General features: G+C 45.1%; 11 protein-coding genes and 1 pseudogene. 4 read left to right on the top strand and 8 right to left on the bottom strand.

Annotated features, from left to right (window positions below; genetic code table 11):
• Nucleotides 1-1,182, bottom strand: coding sequence for an acyl-CoA dehydrogenase family protein (locus GPLA_RS09785; RefSeq protein ID WP_007104729.1), 1,182 nt, complete (start codon nucleotides 1,180-1,182; stop codon nucleotides 1-3).
• 144 nt (nucleotides 1,183-1,326) lie between these two features.
• Between GPLA_RS09785 and GPLA_RS09780 the strand changes: the two genes are divergently transcribed.
• Nucleotides 1,327-2,322, top strand: coding sequence for a GlxA family transcriptional regulator (locus GPLA_RS09780; RefSeq protein WP_007104728.1), 996 nt, complete (start codon nucleotides 1,327-1,329; stop codon nucleotides 2,320-2,322).
• Here GPLA_RS09780 and GPLA_RS09775 read toward each other — a convergent pair.
• The 3 genes and pseudogenes from GPLA_RS09775 to GPLA_RS23455 form a co-directional block, all read right to left on the bottom strand.
• Nucleotides 2,297-3,667: a vWA domain-containing protein gene (locus GPLA_RS09775; protein ID WP_007104727.1), complete on the bottom strand. Its 1,371-nt coding sequence runs from the start codon at nucleotides 3,665-3,667 to the stop codon at nucleotides 2,297-2,299. The genes GPLA_RS09780 and GPLA_RS09775 overlap by 26 nt on opposite strands.
• Entirely contained in the window at nucleotides 3,668-4,603 is a 936-nt protein-coding gene (locus tag GPLA_RS09770) for an AAA family ATPase (protein ID WP_007104726.1), read from the bottom strand. It abuts the gene before it with no gap.
• 372 nt (nucleotides 4,604-4,975) lie between these two features.
• Nucleotides 4,976-5,056 (bottom strand): annotated as a pseudogene (locus GPLA_RS23455) (Ohr subfamily peroxiredoxin); the annotation flags it as partial.
• A gap of 507 nt (nucleotides 5,057-5,563) precedes the next feature.
• On the opposite strand from GPLA_RS23455, the gene GPLA_RS09765 reads away from it, so the two are divergent.
• Nucleotides 5,564-7,189 (top strand): methyl-accepting chemotaxis protein, encoded by a 1,626-nt coding sequence (locus GPLA_RS09765; protein ID WP_040514339.1) that lies wholly within the window; start codon nucleotides 5,564-5,566, stop codon nucleotides 7,187-7,189.
• A 66-nt stretch (nucleotides 7,190-7,255) separates the two neighbouring features.
• Here GPLA_RS09765 and GPLA_RS09760 read toward each other — a convergent pair whose 3' ends face one another.
• The gene (locus GPLA_RS09760; protein ID WP_007104723.1) at nucleotides 7,256-7,684 is read right to left on the bottom strand and encodes an organic hydroperoxide resistance protein; all 429 of its coding nucleotides are present in this window, start codon (nucleotides 7,682-7,684) and stop codon (nucleotides 7,256-7,258) included.
• 111 nt (nucleotides 7,685-7,795) lie between these two features.
• Between GPLA_RS09760 and GPLA_RS09755 the strand changes: the two genes are divergently transcribed.
• Complete coding sequence (locus GPLA_RS09755) at nucleotides 7,796-8,236, top strand: MarR family winged helix-turn-helix transcriptional regulator (protein ID WP_007104722.1); 441 nt, start codon at nucleotides 7,796-7,798, stop codon at nucleotides 8,234-8,236.
• 116 nt (nucleotides 8,237-8,352) lie between these two features.
• Nucleotides 8,353-9,624 carry a hypothetical protein gene (locus GPLA_RS09750; protein WP_007104721.1) on the top strand — a complete coding sequence of 424 codons (1,272 nt, stop codon included), beginning with the start codon at nucleotides 8,353-8,355 and terminating at the stop codon, nucleotides 9,622-9,624.
• Nucleotides 9,625-9,670: 46 nt separating this feature from the next.
• Here the strand turns inward: GPLA_RS09750 and GPLA_RS09745 are convergent, their stop codons facing one another.
• The 3 genes from GPLA_RS09745 to GPLA_RS09735 all read right to left on the bottom strand — a co-directional run bounded on the left by GPLA_RS09745 (nucleotide 9,671) and on the right by GPLA_RS09735 (nucleotide 19,337).
• Nucleotides 9,671-10,789 (bottom strand): nucleoside hydrolase, encoded by a 1,119-nt coding sequence (locus GPLA_RS09745; protein WP_007104720.1) that lies wholly within the window; start codon nucleotides 10,787-10,789, stop codon nucleotides 9,671-9,673.
• Between the two features lie 266 nt (nucleotides 10,790-11,055).
• A complete protein-coding gene (locus GPLA_RS23970; RefSeq protein WP_226993086.1) occupies nucleotides 11,056-18,672 on the bottom strand; it encodes a family 16 glycosylhydrolase in 7,617 nt (2,538 codons plus the stop codon).
• Nucleotides 18,669-19,337, bottom strand: coding sequence for a PEP-CTERM sorting domain-containing protein (locus tag GPLA_RS09735; protein WP_007104718.1), 669 nt, complete (start codon nucleotides 19,335-19,337; stop codon nucleotides 18,669-18,671). The genes GPLA_RS23970 and GPLA_RS09735 overlap by 4 nt, the downstream gene beginning before the upstream one ends.
• Between the last annotated feature and the right edge of the window lie 349 nt (nucleotides 19,338-19,686).

Genomic DNA, 19,686 nt, shown 5'->3' with positions numbered 1-19,686 from the left:
TTAAAGTCCCAGCACGTATTTGGCAGTAATGTTTTTCTGTACTTCGTTTGAACCACCGTAAATTGTGGCTGCTCGTCCGTACATATACGCTTTTCTTGCATCGTGACCAAAGGCATGGCCTATGGTTTCAGCATTTTCTTCACCGTGGATAATGCCGCTGTAGTAACCTGCCAAATCCATATACATTTGCTGAATAGCTTGTTGAATTTCGGTGCCTTTAATTTTTAGTAAAGAGGATTCCACACCTGGCCCTTTACCGTCTGCCGTTGACGCCAGTACACGCAATTCGGTGTACTCTAAAGCCATCAGCTCAATTTCAGTATTCGATAGGCGATTTTGGAACTGAGTATCTTCCAGCAGCGGACGACCACCGCTGATTTCATCACTGAGTAACTTGCGCAAGTCACGCAAGCGGCGCTTAGAATCAGCAACAGCTGCAATAGAGGTACGTTCATGAGCCAATAAAGCCTTAGCGTAAGTCCAGCCTTTGTCCTGTTCGCCGATACGGTTAGCAACCGGTACTCGAACGTTATCAAAAACCACTTCGTTCAAGCTGTGATGATCATCAATTGATGAAATTTTATTAACCGTAATACCCGGGCTGTTCATATCAATCAGCAAGAAAGTAATGCCATCCTGACGCTTACCAGAAGCATCCGTACGTACCAAACAGAAAATCCAATCTGCGTACTGGGCGTAAGTGGTCCACACTTTGGCACCATTAACTATGTAGTCATCACCGTCCAATTCCGCTTTGGTTTTCAGCGCAGCAAGATCTGAACCCGCGCCAGGTTCAGAATACCCCTGACACCACCAATCTTGACTTTTAAGAATGCGTGGCAAGAAGCGTTTTTTCTGCTCTTCGCTGCCAAAACCGTAAATAACCGGCGCTACCATTTTCAGGCCAAACGGCACGACATCAGGGGCGCCCGCTAAAGAACGCTCGGTTTCAAAGATAAAATTTTCTGTCACTGACCAGTTGACGCCACCGTGCTCAACAGGCCAACCTGGTGCTAACCAACCTTTATCGTTCAGTTTATTCTGCCACTCAATTTGAGCAGCCTTAAATTCTTGATCTTCACCACGAATTCGAGAGGCTAAATCTTCAGTCCAATTCTCAGACAAAAATGTGCGTACTTGGTCACGAAAGGCCAATTCCTCAGCCGAAAAGGTAATATCCACTTAGTGTTTCCTCTTTCAATTGTTCATCTCGGGACTCACCCCAAGTAAGTCACTACTGTACGCCCCTTCCCTTCCCTTGTACTTAGGGTAAAATGCCACTTAATACGGCATATGTGCCAAAATAATCAAAGAGAAGGAAATAGTGTGCCGGATGCAAAATGGCGAGTGGCCCTACTAATTTTTAATGGTGCTTGGGCGTCTACCGTTTATGGCTCACTGGAGTTATTTCACAGCGCAAATTTACGCCAAGCAAAAAACCGTCAATTTCATTGCGACTTGATCAGCGCAGACAGAACTGCGGTGCAGCTTTATGGTGGTCAATCTATCCACGGCGATGTGGTAATAGGCGAAGCCCCGTATGATCTGATTATGCTGGCGCATTATTGGGGTGATTTCGAACAGCTGACCAAGCAATACCCAGGAATTCCACCTTGGCTGGCCAAGCAACACGCAAATGGTGCACGTATCGCTGGGATAAACAGCGGCATCTTTTGGGCCGCAGAGGCCGGTTTACTTAATGGAGGACGTGCAACAACTTATTGGCGTCACTTGCGGGAATTTGAACAGCGATACCCAAATGTGCAATGGCAGGCCAACCAAGCCAGTGTAGAGCACGCAGGTATCTATAGCTCAAATGGTCAAAATGCCTCGCTAGACTTAAGCATGCATCTACTGGAGAAGTTCTGTGGCCCTTCAATCGCCGCAAGTTTAGCCAGAGATATCAGCTTTGATAGTCGCCGAACGTACGATGTAAACCTGATCAACATTGCTGGTTTTCGCCAGCACAGAGATGTGGGTATTCACCGAGCACAGGACTGGCTAGACGAACATTTTAAGCAAAGCGTTGAGCTACAGCTCCTCGCAAAACAGATAGGTATGAGCAGACGTACCTTCATCCGTCGGTTCCAAGAAGCAACAGGGGAGCTGCCTTCTCGCTACCTTCAGCGACTTAGAGTGGAAGCAGCGAAACACCGTTTAGGAAATACCGATGACAGTATTAAAACCATTGGCATGGGTGTGGGCTATCGAGATATCAGCTCATTCTCAAAGGTTTTTAAATCGATTACCGATGTGACACCACGAGAATTTCGCTCACGGCTTCGCCCTGCGGGTATTAGGAATATTTCAAAAGCCGACTAAAGATACCTTCAATGTCTTTTAGGTTTCGACAGGGCTCAACACTGGAGCACCAAGGTGAATATTGCGACATAATTGAATCGCCAGAATCCCAACTATTGCGTTGTTCGGGGTTAAGCCATAATACCCGCTTACTTTGACGAAAGACCTTTTGCCAAATGTCGGTTCGACCATCGCCTTGGTTATTGCGTGCATCACCTAACAAAATAACCGTTGTTTTTTTATCGATACTTGCCAATGCCTGCTCTTGAAAACCGGCGAGCGCCTCACCGTAGTCCGTAGACAAGCCACCCCAGCGCTGCATTATTTCTTCCAACGCTAACTCAATGTTTTCTTGCTCTAATAGTTGTGTCACTTCGACCATCTCAGAAGCAAAAACAAAAGAACGGACTTTCGGTATAACGTCTTGCAACGAATACAAGAATAATAAAAGAAAACGTGCAACACGGCTAACTGAACCACTGACATCACAGATTGCGACAATTTTAGGCCGATCTACGCGTGTTGCCTTCCAGCGCGTATGAAAAAGTGCACCGTCAAAAGCGGCATTGGCAGCGATCGTTTTACGCACATCTAACAAGCCACGCTTACGTGTTAATCGCCGCCGACTATGCTGAGTCGCTAATTTACGCGCTGCTCGTTGCACTAAGCGTTGCATTAACGTGTAATCAATATGCTCAAGTTGACTTAACTTTGCTTGCTGTAGGTGCTCCTCTCGAAATTTCAGACCTTTGTGACGCGCAAAAATCATATATTGCTGTTCCACATAATCTTTAACTTGCTCAAGCAAACGTGCTCGGGATTTTATTAATTCACGCTGTAAATCCTTCTGTGCAGGGCTGCTAGCATCTGCGCGGATTTCGGCGCTTAGTGCCTCATCCCCCAAACGTTGCATGATTTTGTAAGCGAAATGATTTTTTTGGGTAAATAAAACGATGGAAGACAGTTTCTCCGCCAAAGCAGCTTGGGCAATCGCCAGACTCATATCTTGCTTTTGATTAAGTGACTGGCCCAACGCTGAGCTAGCCGCGTACTCGTCAGCGCCACTTTCTTGCTCATTTTCGCCTAAGCCCGCCTCGCTCGTGTTTTTTTGCTCTTCAGGCAAAAGCTTGTCGCTATCCGTTTGCTTAACTTTTTCAACACCGGTGAAATACAGATCAAACAATTGCTCGTAAATGACTTGATCTGTCTGGCGTTTAACCAATGTTAAAGCCAAAACTGTTTTGGTCGTTTTACGGTTTTCGAGTCCTAACAACTTGATAGCGTTGAGCGCGTCCAAAGACTCTGCTGGCGACACGGGCAATCCCGCTTCACGCAATGCCCCAATAAAGTCGGCAACAAAACGCACCTAAGATACCCGCTTCAACAAAGCTGCAATTTCGGGTTCAACTAATTCGATATCATCCTGAAACTTCAACAATAAGTTCAAGGTCTCTTTTACCCACGTAGGGTCTAGCGTTTCTACATTGAGCAACAGCAGTGCCCTTGCCCAATCGATGGTTTCACTGACCGCTGGCGATTTTTTCAAAGGCAAGTTCCTTAGCTCCGCTATCAGTGCCACTATTTGCTCTCTTAACTGTGCATCCAAACCTTCAACCTGGGTCGCCAAAATACGGCTTTCTAAAGCGGCATCGGGAAAAGGAATATAGAGATGTAAACAACGGCGCTTTAAAGCATCGCCGAGCTCCCGCGTGTTGTTACTGGTTAGCATCACTATGGGTGTCGATTTCGCTTTCACCGTACCTATTTCTGGAATAGACACCTGATAATCCGACAACAGTTCTAACAGAAACGCTTCAAACTCTTGATCCGCTTTGTCAATTTCATCGATCAATAACACCGCGCCACCTTCACTCTGTAAGGCTTGCAGTAAGGGTCTGGGCTCTAAAAATTCCTGTGAATAAAAAATGTCACCAAAATCATGCAACCGAGCGATAGACTCATCCAATCCCCGCGCACCTCTTAGCACATCCCCCAACTGCTCTTTCAGTACTTGGGTGTAAAGCAGTTGTTTACCATACTTCCATTCATACAATGCTTTTGACTCGTCAAGCCCTTCGTAGCACTGCATGCGGATCAGTGGCGCATTCAGATAGGCCGCGGTAATTTTTGCTAATTCGGTTTTACCCACGCCAGGAGGCCCTTCAATGAGAATGGGCTTTTGTAAATGACAGGCTAAATAAATGGCAGTAGCTACTGACGAGCTGCAAATGTAACCGAGTGCCTCAAACTGGCGTTGAATAATCTCCACTGAGGCGATTTTTTCTTGATGCTTTATAATCACAAATTTCCGGCGCTTTGGGGAATGTATCAGCCATTATTTGCCTAACACTTAATCAAAGGCAAATCGTTATAGCTGTTATTAAGCAATCAACTAGCCTGATAGATAAGCAAAAAACGAACGCGAAGCAGTCGTTGTAAGTTGCTTAAATATCATTAACCTCAACAATGTATTTCAACTCATTAGGGGCAAGATTTCATGCAAAAACTGTGGTGTTTAATGCCAGTAGCTGTGTTTATTTTTGGCCATATTTGCTTGGTAACTAAAATTTTAAAACGCCGATAAAGTGAGCGTAAATGAACACGAGTCCCACCCGAGGTATAACTAGAGCCAGCGAGTACAAGCTGGCTTTTTTTATGACGGCTGCGCAAAGAGCTAAATAACCGAGATATCGACTTCTATATTACAGCAGGTAGCGTTTGAATAGGGGCATACTTGGTGGGCTTTTTCGACCAAAGCTTAAGCTTAATTTTGTGCAAAAAATTAGCAAAGTAGCTCGTTAACTCTCGTTATTGCTTATATTTTACCCAGGTAAAAAAATTACCTTGAATCCCACAAAAAATCAAGAATATTTTATTCTAACAGTTCTTAATTATTTCGTTTGATTGATTTATATCATGTGGTATTTAGTACCGTGGATTACATATGCTACCTCATATATTGATGTGGGCTAATGTTTAATATTCTATTTCCCGCAGCTGATACCTGAGAATCATAGTCGTAAACACCTATTTAAAAATTAGTACGTCAATAGGGTATTACACATACTCCTCCGATGACCTGCCACTAACCTGTCATATTTTAGATGATTGGCGCGTTGATGGGCTGCGTAACGATCCTTCAAAAGGGTTTTATCTCCTCAATTGGAACAGGCGGCGATATAAAACCACACACACTTCATGTCAGGCTAACTCCTGTAAAGTTTCGTAATTAAATTATTGATTAAGAGAGAAAGGACGAATAATGATTCGCAAAATACGTATAGGAGCAAGGTCACTATTGGCTTTCGGCTTGCTCGGATTGATATCCTTAGGGTTGGGATGTTTTGGGATTTATCAGATGAATTGGCTTAATGAAGACATTAGTGTAATTACTTCGCATAGAATACCCGCCCTATTGACAATTAGTCATATGCAACGTGACTTTCTCTTGACTCGTTTAGAAACCGCGAACCTAGGTTATGCTCACGATCCTTCTCTAAAAAAGCCGATTCTCCAGCGTTTGAGTAATGTGCAAGCGTCATTTATGGCATCAAAAAAGAAAATGCACGCCCTAGCCACAGCTGAAGAAGCCAAAAAGCTGTTAATACGTATGGACAATAGTGTAGACAGGTATGTTGTTCTGCATAAAAAATTAATCGCCATGTATGAACAAGGTGATTTTAAACAGGCGAATGCATATAGAGAGCAAGGTTTTTTGGAATTAAGTGGTGATATAACACAGGTGTTATATGAACTAAATGCTTTCCAAAAAAGTCGTGCTGATGATTCAAGTATTAAAGCAAAGGAGACATTTGGATCTAATCGTATGTGGATGGTAGTTGTTATCATAATCGCCTTAATTATGACTGTTATTCTAACAATTCTGTTCAGTCGCTCCGTTATATTACCATTGAACCAAGCAGTAGAAGTTGCACAAAATATTGCCAAAGGGGATTTGAGCCAGATCTTCAATGATAATTGCAATGACGAAGCGGCAGATATGATTAGAGCCTTGTCCGACATGCAGGAAAATTTAAAACAAACAATACAGGCTATTGCGGATTCATCTAGCCAGTTGGCTTCCACTTCAGAAGAGTTAAGCGTAGTAACGCGGCAGTCGTCTATGAATATTACCCAACAAGGAAGCGAACTTGAGCAGGCTGTAACCGCAGTGAACGAAATGACCGTCGCAATAGAGGAAGTCGCTCGAAATTCAAATTTCACCTACAACGAATCGGAGAGCGCCAATACATCCGCAATTGCCGGTCGTAAAAATGTACAACAAACCATTGATACTATTCATGAGCTAGTGAATGAACTTCAGTCAACTAAGAGTGGGGTTGATACCTTGGCCTTTCGAGTGAAGGGGATTGGCTCAGTGCTCGATGTCATTCGCGCTATTGCTGACCAAACTAATCTTCTTTCTCTTAATGCAGCAATAGAAGCGGCTCGCGCGGGAGAATCCGGTCGTGGTTTTGCTGTGGTTGCTGATGAGGTCCGCGCATTGGCTCATCGCACACAGGAATCAACCAAAGAAATAGAAAACATGATTGCTTTGACACAAGGCGATACCGAAAAGGCTGTTAGCGCAACTGCGCTTAGTAATGAACGTGCAAACCAGACATTAACCGTCGCAAATGAAGCCGGTGCTTCATTGCAACATATAAGCAATATTATCAGCCAGATTAATGAGCAAAATTTGGCCATAGCCAGTGCCGTTGAGCAACAAGCGACGGTCGCAAAAGAGGTAGATCAGAATTTAGTCAATATCCGTGATTTAGCTGACCAAACAGCGGTTGGGGCTAGTCAAAGTAACATTGCTACTGTTGAACTTGCCACTCTTGCAGATAGCCTTAATAACCTTATCTTGAAATTCAAATTAAGCTAGAGCATTGAAGTCGTGGCAACCCTGTTGATTACATTCAGGGCTGCCGTTTACAATTAACGCTTGATATTAGAGTACGGATATCTCGACTTCTATATTGCCGCGAGTAGCGTTTGAATAGGGGCATACTTGGTGGGCTTTTTCGACCAAAGCTTTAGCTTGGGTTTTGTCCATGTCCCCTATCGAGACTGCTAACTTTACTGCAATACCAAAACCATTTTCAATGCCGCCAATAGAGACTTCTGAATTGATATATACATCACTGGGCAGTGCTATTTTTGCTTGGCCTGCCACGACCTTGAGTGCCCCGATAAAGCAAGCAGCATAACCTGCGGCAAACAATTGTTCTGGGTTAGTGCCCTGCCCGTCATCGCCACCCAAGCCTTTAGGCGTTGATAGTTTCAGATCCAAACGACCATCGTCCGATTTTGCAGAACCTTCACGACCACCTGTGGCAGTTGCTTTGGCTGTGTATGCTACATTTTTTAATACATTCATAGTGAACTCCAGATTTAATGTTGAAATTATTTTGCATGCAAAATATTAAACCCAACATTTATCAATTGCAAATACTTTGCGTGCAAATTAAAATGAATTCGGAGGTGTCTTATGTCTTTTGAAAACTTACAGTTAAAAAACCAGTTGTGCCATCGCCTGTATATGGCGTCAAACAACATTGCTCGGGCTTATCGTGAGCCACTATTAGCGTTGAACTTAACCTACCCCCAGTACGTTGTAATGATGGCGTTATGGGAAAAAGATGAAATCACAATCGCCCAGCTAATAGAGCACACCGCCATTGACGGCGGTGCAATGACACAAATATTGAAAAAGCTGTCGGACAAAAGCCTGCTTAGCGTCATCAAAGACGAAAAAGATAAACGAAAGCGCTTGCTGAAATTGAGTGACGCTGGACAAACACTGAAGCTTAAAGCCACTGATATTCCAGACAAAGTCCTGTGCAAGTTCCCTGGGATCACACCCCCACAAACTCAGCAGTTGATGGATTTGCTTGATTTGGTGGTGGGGCAGTCATCTAAACGACCCTAATTAGCTGTAATCCTGACGACTTTCCATTTTGTGAGAATTTAAATTAAGCTATAAAAATCAGTAGGTAATAAGGTTACACTGATATTCTATTTTGGTTTTAGGCGAGTAATTTCACTGTGCAGCAAGCGCTAACTTATTTAGGCACCTTAGACGATGTGGTGCAACGCTATCCATGGAACATTGAGATGGGCCAACAGCAGTTCAATCAGATGTTGATCCGTAAGGCTTTACTGGGCGAAAAAATCATTATCAATGACGGATATCTGTTAAATCATCCATTTGCACGCCACGCGTTACTTTACCCGACCTCGTCCCCGCTAAAAGCACTAGTCGAAGCAAACTTTGTACAAATCATGTCCCGCAGCGGTTCTCTTTTAGACGTAGCGCAGAAAATGTCCGCTCAGGGTGTTGAAAGCTTTCAAAGATTACAAAAAAGTGCCGAGTGGCCTGCGCTTCGAACCATGCTAAAACAGTGGGAACCAGGGTTGCAACGCATCGATAATTTCATCCCTTGGCCGAAAAAACATATTAGTCATGGGTTTGATAATATGTTGTGTCGCAGTCGCCAATTATATGTTGAAAACTTAGGTATGACGGCGGTTACTGATGATGACTTTCAACGCGTATTTGATTTATATACATTGAAAAATAAATCTGACAAAGAGGCAACGCGGACTCGCTGGGAGCAAGCATGCATAAAAGTGTTAGGCGATGACTCTAATGCTAAGGAAAAAATAAACGAGCTAATGGGATTGGCCAGTGAAGCGTATCACTATAACTTTGCAGTATGCCTAAGCGCGCAATTTAGCCAGCGTAAAATCTTAGTTGAAACCCGCTATAGCCATGCGTTTGCCGATTTAATTCAACTAGGACAGCCCACACAGTCCGAACTAATTAATATCCCTTCAATTCAAATACCGCAAAAATTAAGCTTTGATCGCCCTCAACTATGGAAAACGTTAGTCGACCCTTTTAGTGATGTGGCAGGCGTACAAAAAGAATATCAGGATGCAATGGAGCAGTTCTTCGCTGGCCAAGCAAACGCAAAGCTAGTCGAAGAGGTTTCATTAAAATACTCTAAAGCCCTGTCGGTACATTTTGAAAATGACGAGCAAGACGGTGGTATCAAAAAGGTTGCATTGAGCATTGGCTTTTTGGGTTTAGGTTTAGTGGCCGGCGGGCCTGTGACCGCAGGCTTACTATGGCTTGCTGAAAACAGCTTGCTACCCACGGTTACTCGGGTATTTAAACTGCGAGATAAAGGCTTTTTTAAAAAACAAACACCAAATCAGTCATTAGATCTCTCTCATCAAAACACCTTAAGTTCAGTGTCTATCTCCTTGCCACTAGCAGAAAAGTTAGCCAAAGATATTCCTGACTTTACTTAGGTTTATTGGGGGCATGGTTTTGGTTACTCAGCATGCCCCAAACAATTTAGATTGGCTGAATATCTGATTGGCGTTCAACATTGAGTATTTCAATTAACGCATCGAATGCACGTTGGGGCTCAGTGTGGCGACATATTTTAACCGCTGGATTATTTCCGCCAATGAGCGTTATCCCGAAAGTAGCAGGATCGTAATGTGAGCGCGTCTTGCCTGCTTCCGTGATTTTTGGCATGCTGGTGTCTGTCCATTTACCCCCTGATTTTACTTCACTAAATTCCACCCAGACTGATTGCAACTCTCCTTGGCATAGCTCTGGCTCAACTACCACAAGCGCTGCGAGTACGTCCCAGAAGTAGTATTCTTCTGACTCGATAAACCAGTCATTGTCATCTAGCACTTTGTCCCAGAACTTAGCAGCTGGCGTTCTGACTTCACTTTTAAAACGTTTGGCGTATTCGGGGGTCACTTTTACTTGGTTGGTTAAATCTAATCCGACAACTTCAACGGCCAAATTAGAGGCAAAAACCTGCTCTGCGGCCACTGCATCCACGTAAATATTCCATTCTGCCTTTTTGTTAGGGTGATCCCCCGTAAAACCCGGCACGATAATATTGCCGGGCGCATCAAAGCCGCCGCCCATCATCACAAGTCGCGACACTTTAGGCATATCGTCTGGGTATTTATGCAACCACTGAGCAATATTGGTTAAGCTGCCCGCACTGAGTAATACCACTTGCTCATCTTGTTGACTAAGCAAGTGATGAATAAGCTCTACTGAGTCCATGTTAGTAGGTTGGCGATTTGTTTTTGGTACCGGCACCCCTGAAAGCGTATCAGCCTGCTGACGCCAAGGCCCTGGAAAGGCAAAATAACCATCAATCGGGTAATGATCGCCACAAGCAAAGGGCACGTCTGGTGAGTTTGACAGCGCAAGCAGCCCTGGAATATTCACCATATTTTCAGCGCAGTGCCCTTCCCCAACGCCATTAGACGTCACGCCAAGCAATTCAATGTCAGGGTGATTCGCCACCACCAACATAGCAGACCAATCATCAATACCCATGTCGGTATCGTAGATGACCTTTTCGGCTGATACAGAAGAACAAAAAATCGCAAAAATAACTGCCAGTGACGCGTTTGATAAACGGGAAAAACGTTGGAGCATCTCAATACCAATAACAATTTATAGAAGGGACGGAAATGTAGCAAAAAAGGCGCCACTATTCTCTTAAAAAACAAGCCGTTAAATTAAAGGCTTTACACCATGCATAAAATACAAGCAATGCGACTTATGCACCAAGGAATCAAAACTTGCACCAAAAAAAACCTAAACCATTGTCATGGTTTAGGTTTTTAATTCACTTTGCGTTTTGCAATGTGTCACCCGATTTATCAGCTAAGCACATTTAGCCAATAAACGGGATACTTGGGCTACTTACTCAGATGCATATCTGTGATGTAAATACGGTTTCCTTGCCCGCCTCCCACACCAAAAATGGCAATTTGGGTAAGCTTCGATAGGTTTAGCGGTATATCCGCTAAATTGATGGTCACCTCATTCCAATTACTGTTTACTGAAAGTGGTACTTTGTGCTCTGAGCCATCAACAACAAAATCTAACGTGTATTCTGAGAACCCACCAGCAGCGGCGATTTTAAAGTTGAGGGTTTGATAAGCGGCAACATCGATGCTGTATTGCTGCACATCACCATATATATCACCCGCTAAGGCCAGTACCGCCCCCCAACTACCTGAGCCGCGCACTAACTCAAATGCACTTAGTCCGTTGTACATCACATCAGAGTTAAAGCTTGTGCCGGTTGACCATTCACCAATAGTCATATTGCCATTGTGCGCATAGTCATCACCGTCAAACAGCATATCGCTGTCTTCACCGCTTGATGAAAAGAATACAAACTTGTCATCTGAGCTGTCTTTATCAGCCAAGGCTACTTTGCCTGAGTCATACATAACCAAATCTGTAATGTATAAGCTTTGGCTAGCCGAGCCGCCGTCATACACGCCAAAGAGTGCAATTTGGCTAACATTGGATAAATCGACTCCGTACATACCAAGGTCAATGTCAATGTCATTCCAATCAGCTTGGTTCGTTAGCGCGAACCCGACTTCCTGAGCAGACTCTTTGCCGTCAATAGCAGAGACTATAGACACGGCGTACCGCTCAAAAGCACCCTGCGACGCCGCCTTAAAACGAAGGTTTGTGTAGGTCGAGAAATCCGTATCATAGTTATCAATACTATTACCATCTGAGATATCACCTTGTAAGGCCAACACTGCACCCCATGAGCCACCAGCAGAAAGTCGTAAGCCATTTAAACCGTTATACTGGGTATTTGGGATCCCCGTACCCGTGCTCCACTCACCGAATATTACGTTACCCACATCGCTGTAATTATCGTTATCAACAATTAGATCAACACTTATGGATGCATCCGATGAGATAAACACGAAATCGTTAGTGGTGTCAGATTCAAACTCGATGGCACTGTCTTTCACTAATGAGAAGTCCGTCACATAAATGCGTGACACTCCGGCTTGCCCACCAATGCCATACACGGCAATCCAATCGACTTTGGATAAATTAAGTGGAATAGCTTTCGTATCCAATGAAATACTCTGCCACGTGGAAACAGATTCATTTACCGGTATCGCAATTTCCTTGCTAACACCGTTGGCCGAAATCGCCACTTTGTATCCGCCTGCGTAATGACCTGTCGTGGCGACTTTGAGGTTAATGCGGTTAAATAAACTGAAATCACCGTCTATTCCATTTTGAAAGGCCAATACCGAGCCCCAATTCCCTTGTTCCGGAGAGTTTGAGCTAGAAATCAACTCCCAACCACGCAAACCGTCGAACATAACGTCACTTTGCAAGGTTGTACCCGTGCTCCATTCACCTACCGTATTGGGAGCGAAGTTGATATCTGTTTCTTCGGTCGCTGAAATCAAGACGAATTCGTCTTCAGTGACTGGCTCACCATCCCCGCCGCCATTTGTGGCTTGGAGCACCACACTCACATCATCGATTTGCACGATACCTATGTCAGCACCAAGGTCAAAGAATACGCGGCTGTTGTCATCTCCAAACCCATTCACAGTGAACGTGTATGAAAAAGTCTGCCAATCCGTTGTCAGTGCAGCATTCTCGGTTACGTTGCTCCAAGGATCGTGGTTTAGCCCAAGTCCAACGACGATATTACGCAAAATAGACGCCTTCGCTTTGAATGTCACCACATAGGTTTCATCCGCGGTTAAGGTCATGACTTGGCTTAGGTTGACATCCCATGAGTTACCCGCAGCGGCAATATCCGCCTGGAACACATAGTTGCTTGCCTCTTGAATGACGTTCACGTCTCCCGTCCACCCTTGGACGCCGTTGTCAAACGAACCATTGGCGACCAATTCATCACCGATTTCAGGATCGGTTACACCACCACCGTTATCCCCATCATCGCCGCCTGTGCCGTCATCTTCACCTTGCAAAAATTGCACGTTATCAACACGGAACACCGCGCCCTCTCCTTGTCCCCAATCGGGGAAAAGCATCACCACGTCTATACCATTTAACATCAAACCGCCTTGTTTAAGGGTCGATAACGCAATGGAATAGTGCTGCCAATTCGCAGTCGGAGTAACAAGCGTAACAACCGCTTCACTGGCCGCACCGCCCTGCTCCACCTTCAAGTTCCAGGCTGCTGAAGTATTGGTGCTCGGCGTGACAAGTTTCAGATCAAATTCCAACGTACCACTATTGGCAATTGGGGATGCATCAAAAGGCGCTGGCACTGTGGCCAATGTGGTGTTGAATCCCAATACGGTTGGAATGTCACCTACCGCGAATTCAATCACCTGAGACTGAAGCTCATCATCGAACACCACCACTGGTGTTGACTCGCCACAACAATCCCATGCAGGCCAAGCATCGTTTAACATGTCGTCAAATATCACTAAATCACGAGCGATACCATCTGATTCCGGCACAGGGATAGGCGCCGCGCCATTTATTAAGGTTCCGCCATTTGCAACAGACTCTGCATAGCCATCCGTTACAGTCGCGCAGCCATGACCATTGCTAGGTGATGTTGAGCACTCATAAACCCGCACATAATCCACTTCGAAACGATTGGCTGCGCTAAATGCGGAAGCATCGACACCGCCTTGATTTACCGCTTCAGGCCAAGCGCCACCTACTGCGAAATTAAGCAATAAGTGAAAGCGCTCATCGAAAGGCGCGTTATTCCACAAGGTTTCGCCGCTTTGCTCGGTGTACCATCCACGATGACTCAAACCATTCGCGGTACCGTTAGCGTCGTAACTGACGGTTGATTTACGCTGTGTTTCATACAACACCCCATCCACATACCAGCGTAACTCACCTTCTTCCCACTCAAGTGCGTAAATATGAAAGTCATCTGCTGGATTAGCGTCTTCTGGTAAGGCATAGCTACGGCCGGAATTATCGTTATTGGGCCAACTTTGACCATAATGGATTGTGCCGTGCACATTCGATTCCACGGCACCTGTGCCATCATTCAATGGCACACCAAGATTCACTGCTTCAAATATATCGATTTCACCCGAGTGTGGCCAACCGCCGTAGATGTAATCTGTAGGCAGCATCCATATTGCAGGCCACGAGCCTTGTCCACTTGGAGCCTTGGCGCGTATTTCGAAACGACCGTATGCCCAATCACCTTTGTTTTTAGATATTAAACGGGCAGAACTGTAAGGCAAAGGTTGTCCCGTTTCTGGTTTGGCGACAATGGTTAACACACCGTTTAGGACAAATGAGTTATCACTGCTGGCGGTATAACATTGCTTTTCATTGTTGCCGCCACCGTCGCAATTGACCTCGTGAGACCATTTTGCTTGATCGATTGACGTGCCATTAAATTCGTCATTCCAGACTAAGTTCCAGTCTGACGTAACATTGACCACACAACCCGTTGCATCAACGATGCTATTGGCTGGTGTATTAAGACATTGGTCAATATCATCAGCTACACCGTCATTGTCAGCATCATTGCCGTTATCACCACCGTTCCCCTCATCTGAAGAAGCAGGCAAGGTCAGGTCATCAAAGTAGAACGTCCAGTTAGCTGGGTCTGCTTCGGCATTCCCCATTTCGCCCAAATCAAAGATTAAAGTGATAGCCGTCGTGCCGCTGCCGGTAATACCACTAAAATCAAAGCTGAGTTCTTCCCAGCCTAAGCCAGAATGTTGGGCGCTAATCTCACCCACAACGCCACCTTCCAATTTAAGTAATACATTAACCGCTCTTGGCGACCAAACTTTTAGAGTGATCACTGTGTTCTCAGCAATATCTATTGGATTGTTTAATGCTAATGTTGCGCCTCCCCAAGGTTGCCCTGCAAACTTCTGCATTTGTCCAACTTGCGCACTGGTATTAATGCCGGACATATCTGGATTTGCCGCGATAGTCGCAACCCCTCCATCGAAGTCAGTAAAAGCGTAGGTTGCCCCCTCAAAATCATGAACATCAGAGCCGGTAGCACCACCATTGCCGTCGTCACTTCCTGCGTCATTGCTATCAACTAAGCGTATGTTATCGAAATACACTAGGTTGTTTTGCGCCCGAGTATTAAAATCAAAATCAGGGAAAACAATGATCTGGTCAATATCGATGGCTTCAACAAGACCAATGTAGCCGCTAAAATCAAAGGTGAGTTCTTCCCACTCGTTGATTTTAGTATTGGCCACTTTTATCTCGCCTTGTGCCCCACCGTTTGCGATCGCAAACTTGATACCCACATCGCTTAGCACACTTTTGTATACCATGATTTTAACGAAGCTATTGGATGCGTCTAAGGTGAAAGGTGTTATTTGGCCGTGCTGGATCTCCGTACCGACCCATGGCGCACCTTCAACTTGCGCGGTGAGTTTTGCCACTGTGGATGAGTTATTAATGCCAGAAGGATCGGGATTAGACACAAATTCGAGCGGGCTATTATCGCCATTTTCAAATACGTTCCAATTCAATTGGGCACCAAAACCTTGTGCTTCAAAATCGAACGCGGTTAAGTCACTGCTCCCACCTTGGTCCCCACCACCATTATCTGTCGTATCTTTGACTGTGACACTCACATCATCAATATACACAGCACCGGTTTCTGCGCCTAAATCGAAGAACACTCGGCTGTTATCATCCCCAAAATCAGTCGGAGTAAGGGTATAGGTAAATGTTTGCCACTGGGTGCTCAGCGCCGTAGTCTGAGTTACATTACTCCAAGGATCGTGATTAAGCCCCAGCCCTGCTATCACGCTGCGCACGACCGACGCTTTTGCTTTGAACGTAAGCTCGTAGGTCTCGCCAGGCACCAAAGTCAGTACTTGACTGAGGTTGACATCCCATGGGTTACCCGCAGCAGCTACATCGGCCATAAATACATTATTGCCGTTGTCTGTTATAACATTGACTGCGCCAATCCAGCCATCAGTACCATTGGTGAAATCACCATTATTAACTAACTCGCTTACCGGTATAGGATTTTCATTGCCATCATCGCCACCGCCGCTTTCATCATTATCGCTGCCAAAGAATCGAATGTTATCGAAGTACACTATGTTGTCTTGTGCTCGGGTGCTGAAGTCAAAGTCGGGAAAAACAATAATTTGATCGATATCTATCGCTTCAATTAATCCAATATAAGCACTGAAGTCGAATGTGAGTTCTTCCCATTCATTGATTTTCGTATTGGCAACTTTAAGCTCGCCTTGTGCTCCGCCGCTGGCGATTGCGAATTTTAGGCCTACATCACTGATGACGCTTTTGTACACCATGATTTTAACCAGACTGTTACTGGCGTCTAACGTGAATGGTGTAAGTTGACCATGCTGTATCTCAGCGCCAACCCAAGGTGCACCAGCCACTCGCGCGGTAATTTTTGCTACCGTTGATGAGCCATTAATGCCTGAGCTATCAGGATTAGCAACAAGTTCTATCGGCGGGTTATCACTGTTCTCAAACACATTCCAGCTTAACGATGCGCCAAAACCATCTTGCTCGAAGTCAATGGCCGTTAAATCGCTTTCAACTTCTCCACCTGAATTCCCCTCGTCAGCTGACTGCAAAAAAGCGACATTATCGACTCTAAATACCGCGCCTTCTCCTTGTCCCCAATCTGGAAACAGCATAACGATATCAATACCATTTAGATTCAGACCCGCATTGCTAAGGGATTTTAAAGGGACTGAATAATGTTGCCAAGCAGCCGTTGGGGTAGCAATGCTAATTTCCCCAGCCGTTGCGGCGCCGCCTTGCTCAACCTTAAGATTCCAACCAGCTGCATTATTATTAGGGGGCGTAACGAGCTTCAAATCAAATTCAAGCACACCCGCTTCATACATAGGAGATGCATCAAAAGGGCTAGGATCCGTTGCTTGATTGGTATTAAAGCCCAGCACCGCCGGGGCACCATTTACTTCAAACTCAACCACTTGAGACTGACTTTCATCATCAAAAACCACACGCGGGCTTGTGTCTCCGCAACAATCCCAGGCAGGCCATGTGGGCAGCATTTCATCATCAAAGATGATCAAATCTCGCGCAATACCATCTGACGGTGCGGTAGGAACCGGCGCTGCGCCATTGACTAAGGTGCCGCCGTCGGCAATAGGATCTAAATAGTTGTCTGTTACCGTCGCGCAGCCTTCACCTGTACTAGGTGAAATTGAACACTCATAGACCCGCACATAATCCACATCAAAGCTATTTTGCCCGTCAAACGCAGATGAATCGACCCCACCCTGATTGACCGCTTCAGGCCAACTGCCACCTACGGCAAAGTTGAGCAATAAATGAAAACGCTCATCAAAGGGGGCGTTATTCAATAAATTTTCGCCGTCTTGCTCGGTAAACCAACCTCGATGATCAAGGCCATCTGCTTGACCATCGGTGTCGTAGCTAACTTCTGATTTCAATTGCGTTTGGTACAACACACCGTCAACATACCAGCGTATTTCACCTTCTTCCCACTCTACCGCATACACATGGAAATCATTGGCGGGATTAGCAGCATTGGGCAATGCATAGCTTTGCCCTGTGTAGGAATTGTTCGGCCAACTGGCCCCATAATGCAGCGTGCCATGTACATTGGACTCAACAGCACCGCTGCCATCGTTCAAAGGCACCCCAAGGTTTACCGCTTCGAAGATATCAATTTCCCCCGAATGCGGCCAACCACCGTACTTGTAGTCGGTAGGCAGCATCCAAATTGCTGGCCATGCACCTTGGCCACTAGGCGCTTTTGCGCGTATCTCAAAGCGGCCGTAAGTCCAGTCACCTTTTTCTTTACTGATTAGGCGAGCTGAGCTGTAGGGTAAAGTTTGATTGGATTCAGCTTTGGCCACTATTTTCAGAATGCCGTTTTCAAGATAGGCATTGTCTGCATTGTCGGTGTAACACTGTTTCTCGTTGTTACCCCCACCGTCACAATTTACTTCATGAGTCCATTTAGTGTCATCAATAACGCTGCCATTAAACTCATCACTCCACACGAGTGTCCAATCAGAGTCATTGGTTACTAGCGAGCAACCTGTCTCATCAACCTCTATGCCCGCGGGCGTTTCAAGACACTGATCGATGTCATCATTAACACCATCATTGTCTTCATCCAGCACTGCATTGCTTTGTATTATTAAATCGAAAGTTAGTCGTGTACGTCGCTCGTACTCAAAACGCACGTTTACCGATATGGTTTCACCCGGGGCGATGTCTCCCAGCAAAAAATCAAAATATGGAACACCTTCGTCTGTCTGTCCGTCGGCATCCTTTACGGTTAAGCTCGCGTTATCCACCAGCACTCTAAAAGGCCCACGAATAGATTGTGCACTGCTGCTGGTCGCTTTCACCTGCACTATATATGCGCCTTCACCGCGCACATATCGGGCGCTGGATTGAGATACGCTTATGGTATTGTCTAACGGACCCCACTGAGCGGATGCCGAACAAGACGCAAAGAGTAAAAGGGCACCGAGTACCCCGCTCATATCGTTTCTAATTTTCATTGGCTTATCTCAACAGTGGCTTTGCTATTTATTGTCTTACTGGAGAATGCTTGCGATATTTTTTTGCGACTCAGCACGCCGGCACAACCCAGTAATAAAAGCGCCAAACTTGATGGTTCAGGCACATCTGTCGCCACTTCTTCAAGGGAAGCAAAACTAATAGATAGAGAGGATTGGTTATCATCAATAGCAAAACCGTCAAACATATAAAACGATAGTGACCAATCTTGGTTGACGTAACTACTAAGCGAAGACGCCTGTATAAATAGGGATTCAGTAAAACTCTGCATAGATAGAATTGGCATAGAGAATAACTCTACAAAGTCAAAATCTTGATTGAAAAGGCTGATAGAGAACTCATCGTCTAGCGTCGGGTCGATCAGTGTGGTGTCGACAATAAAGTTGACATTTAAGGAGTAATCGACGCCGCTACTTAACGATAATCCTTGGGATAGCTCAGCTTCAAAATCAACGGTATCGTTGACGCTCAAAGTCGCAGCACAATTATTTGGCATGCCCGTTACAGCAACATTTCCGAATTGATCCCAATCATTGGCACTGCAGGTACTGGCAAAGTCGCCCCCTGTCAGTAGATTAGCCATGACATGGTTAGAGGACAGTAAAAGACTGGTGGCGAGTGCGATGTGTTTAACAGTTGTGTTCATGTGTTTCTCCTAGACTCATTTTTGCGGTCAGCCCTGAAAAAGGGCATTTATAATCTCGACTACTTTTCAAGTTAGGCTGGTTGAATCCGGCGTCCTGCAGATTTCAGAATTTTGGTAACACACAACTAAGCCCAAATATCGTTTCGCTAATCTTTCTGTCCCCTTAACCCATCGAGCATTAAATACTCGTGTTACGCGTCATTGGGAACGTCCCAACTTAAATGAAAGCGCTTACATTTGTATTTAATAGGGTAGCTCCGTGCGCATAAGGTGATAAACGACAGAAATATAATTAACAATAAGGAAACAATGTTTTTACAATAGCAAAATGAAACGCTATATGAAAGCG

Source organism: Paraglaciecola polaris LMG 21857 (assembly GCF_000315055.1).
Classification (GTDB): domain Bacteria; phylum Pseudomonadota; class Gammaproteobacteria; order Enterobacterales; family Alteromonadaceae; genus Paraglaciecola; species Paraglaciecola polaris.
Note: the sequence above shows the minus strand (reverse complement) of the source record. Positions and strands in the feature narration are given on the sequence as shown.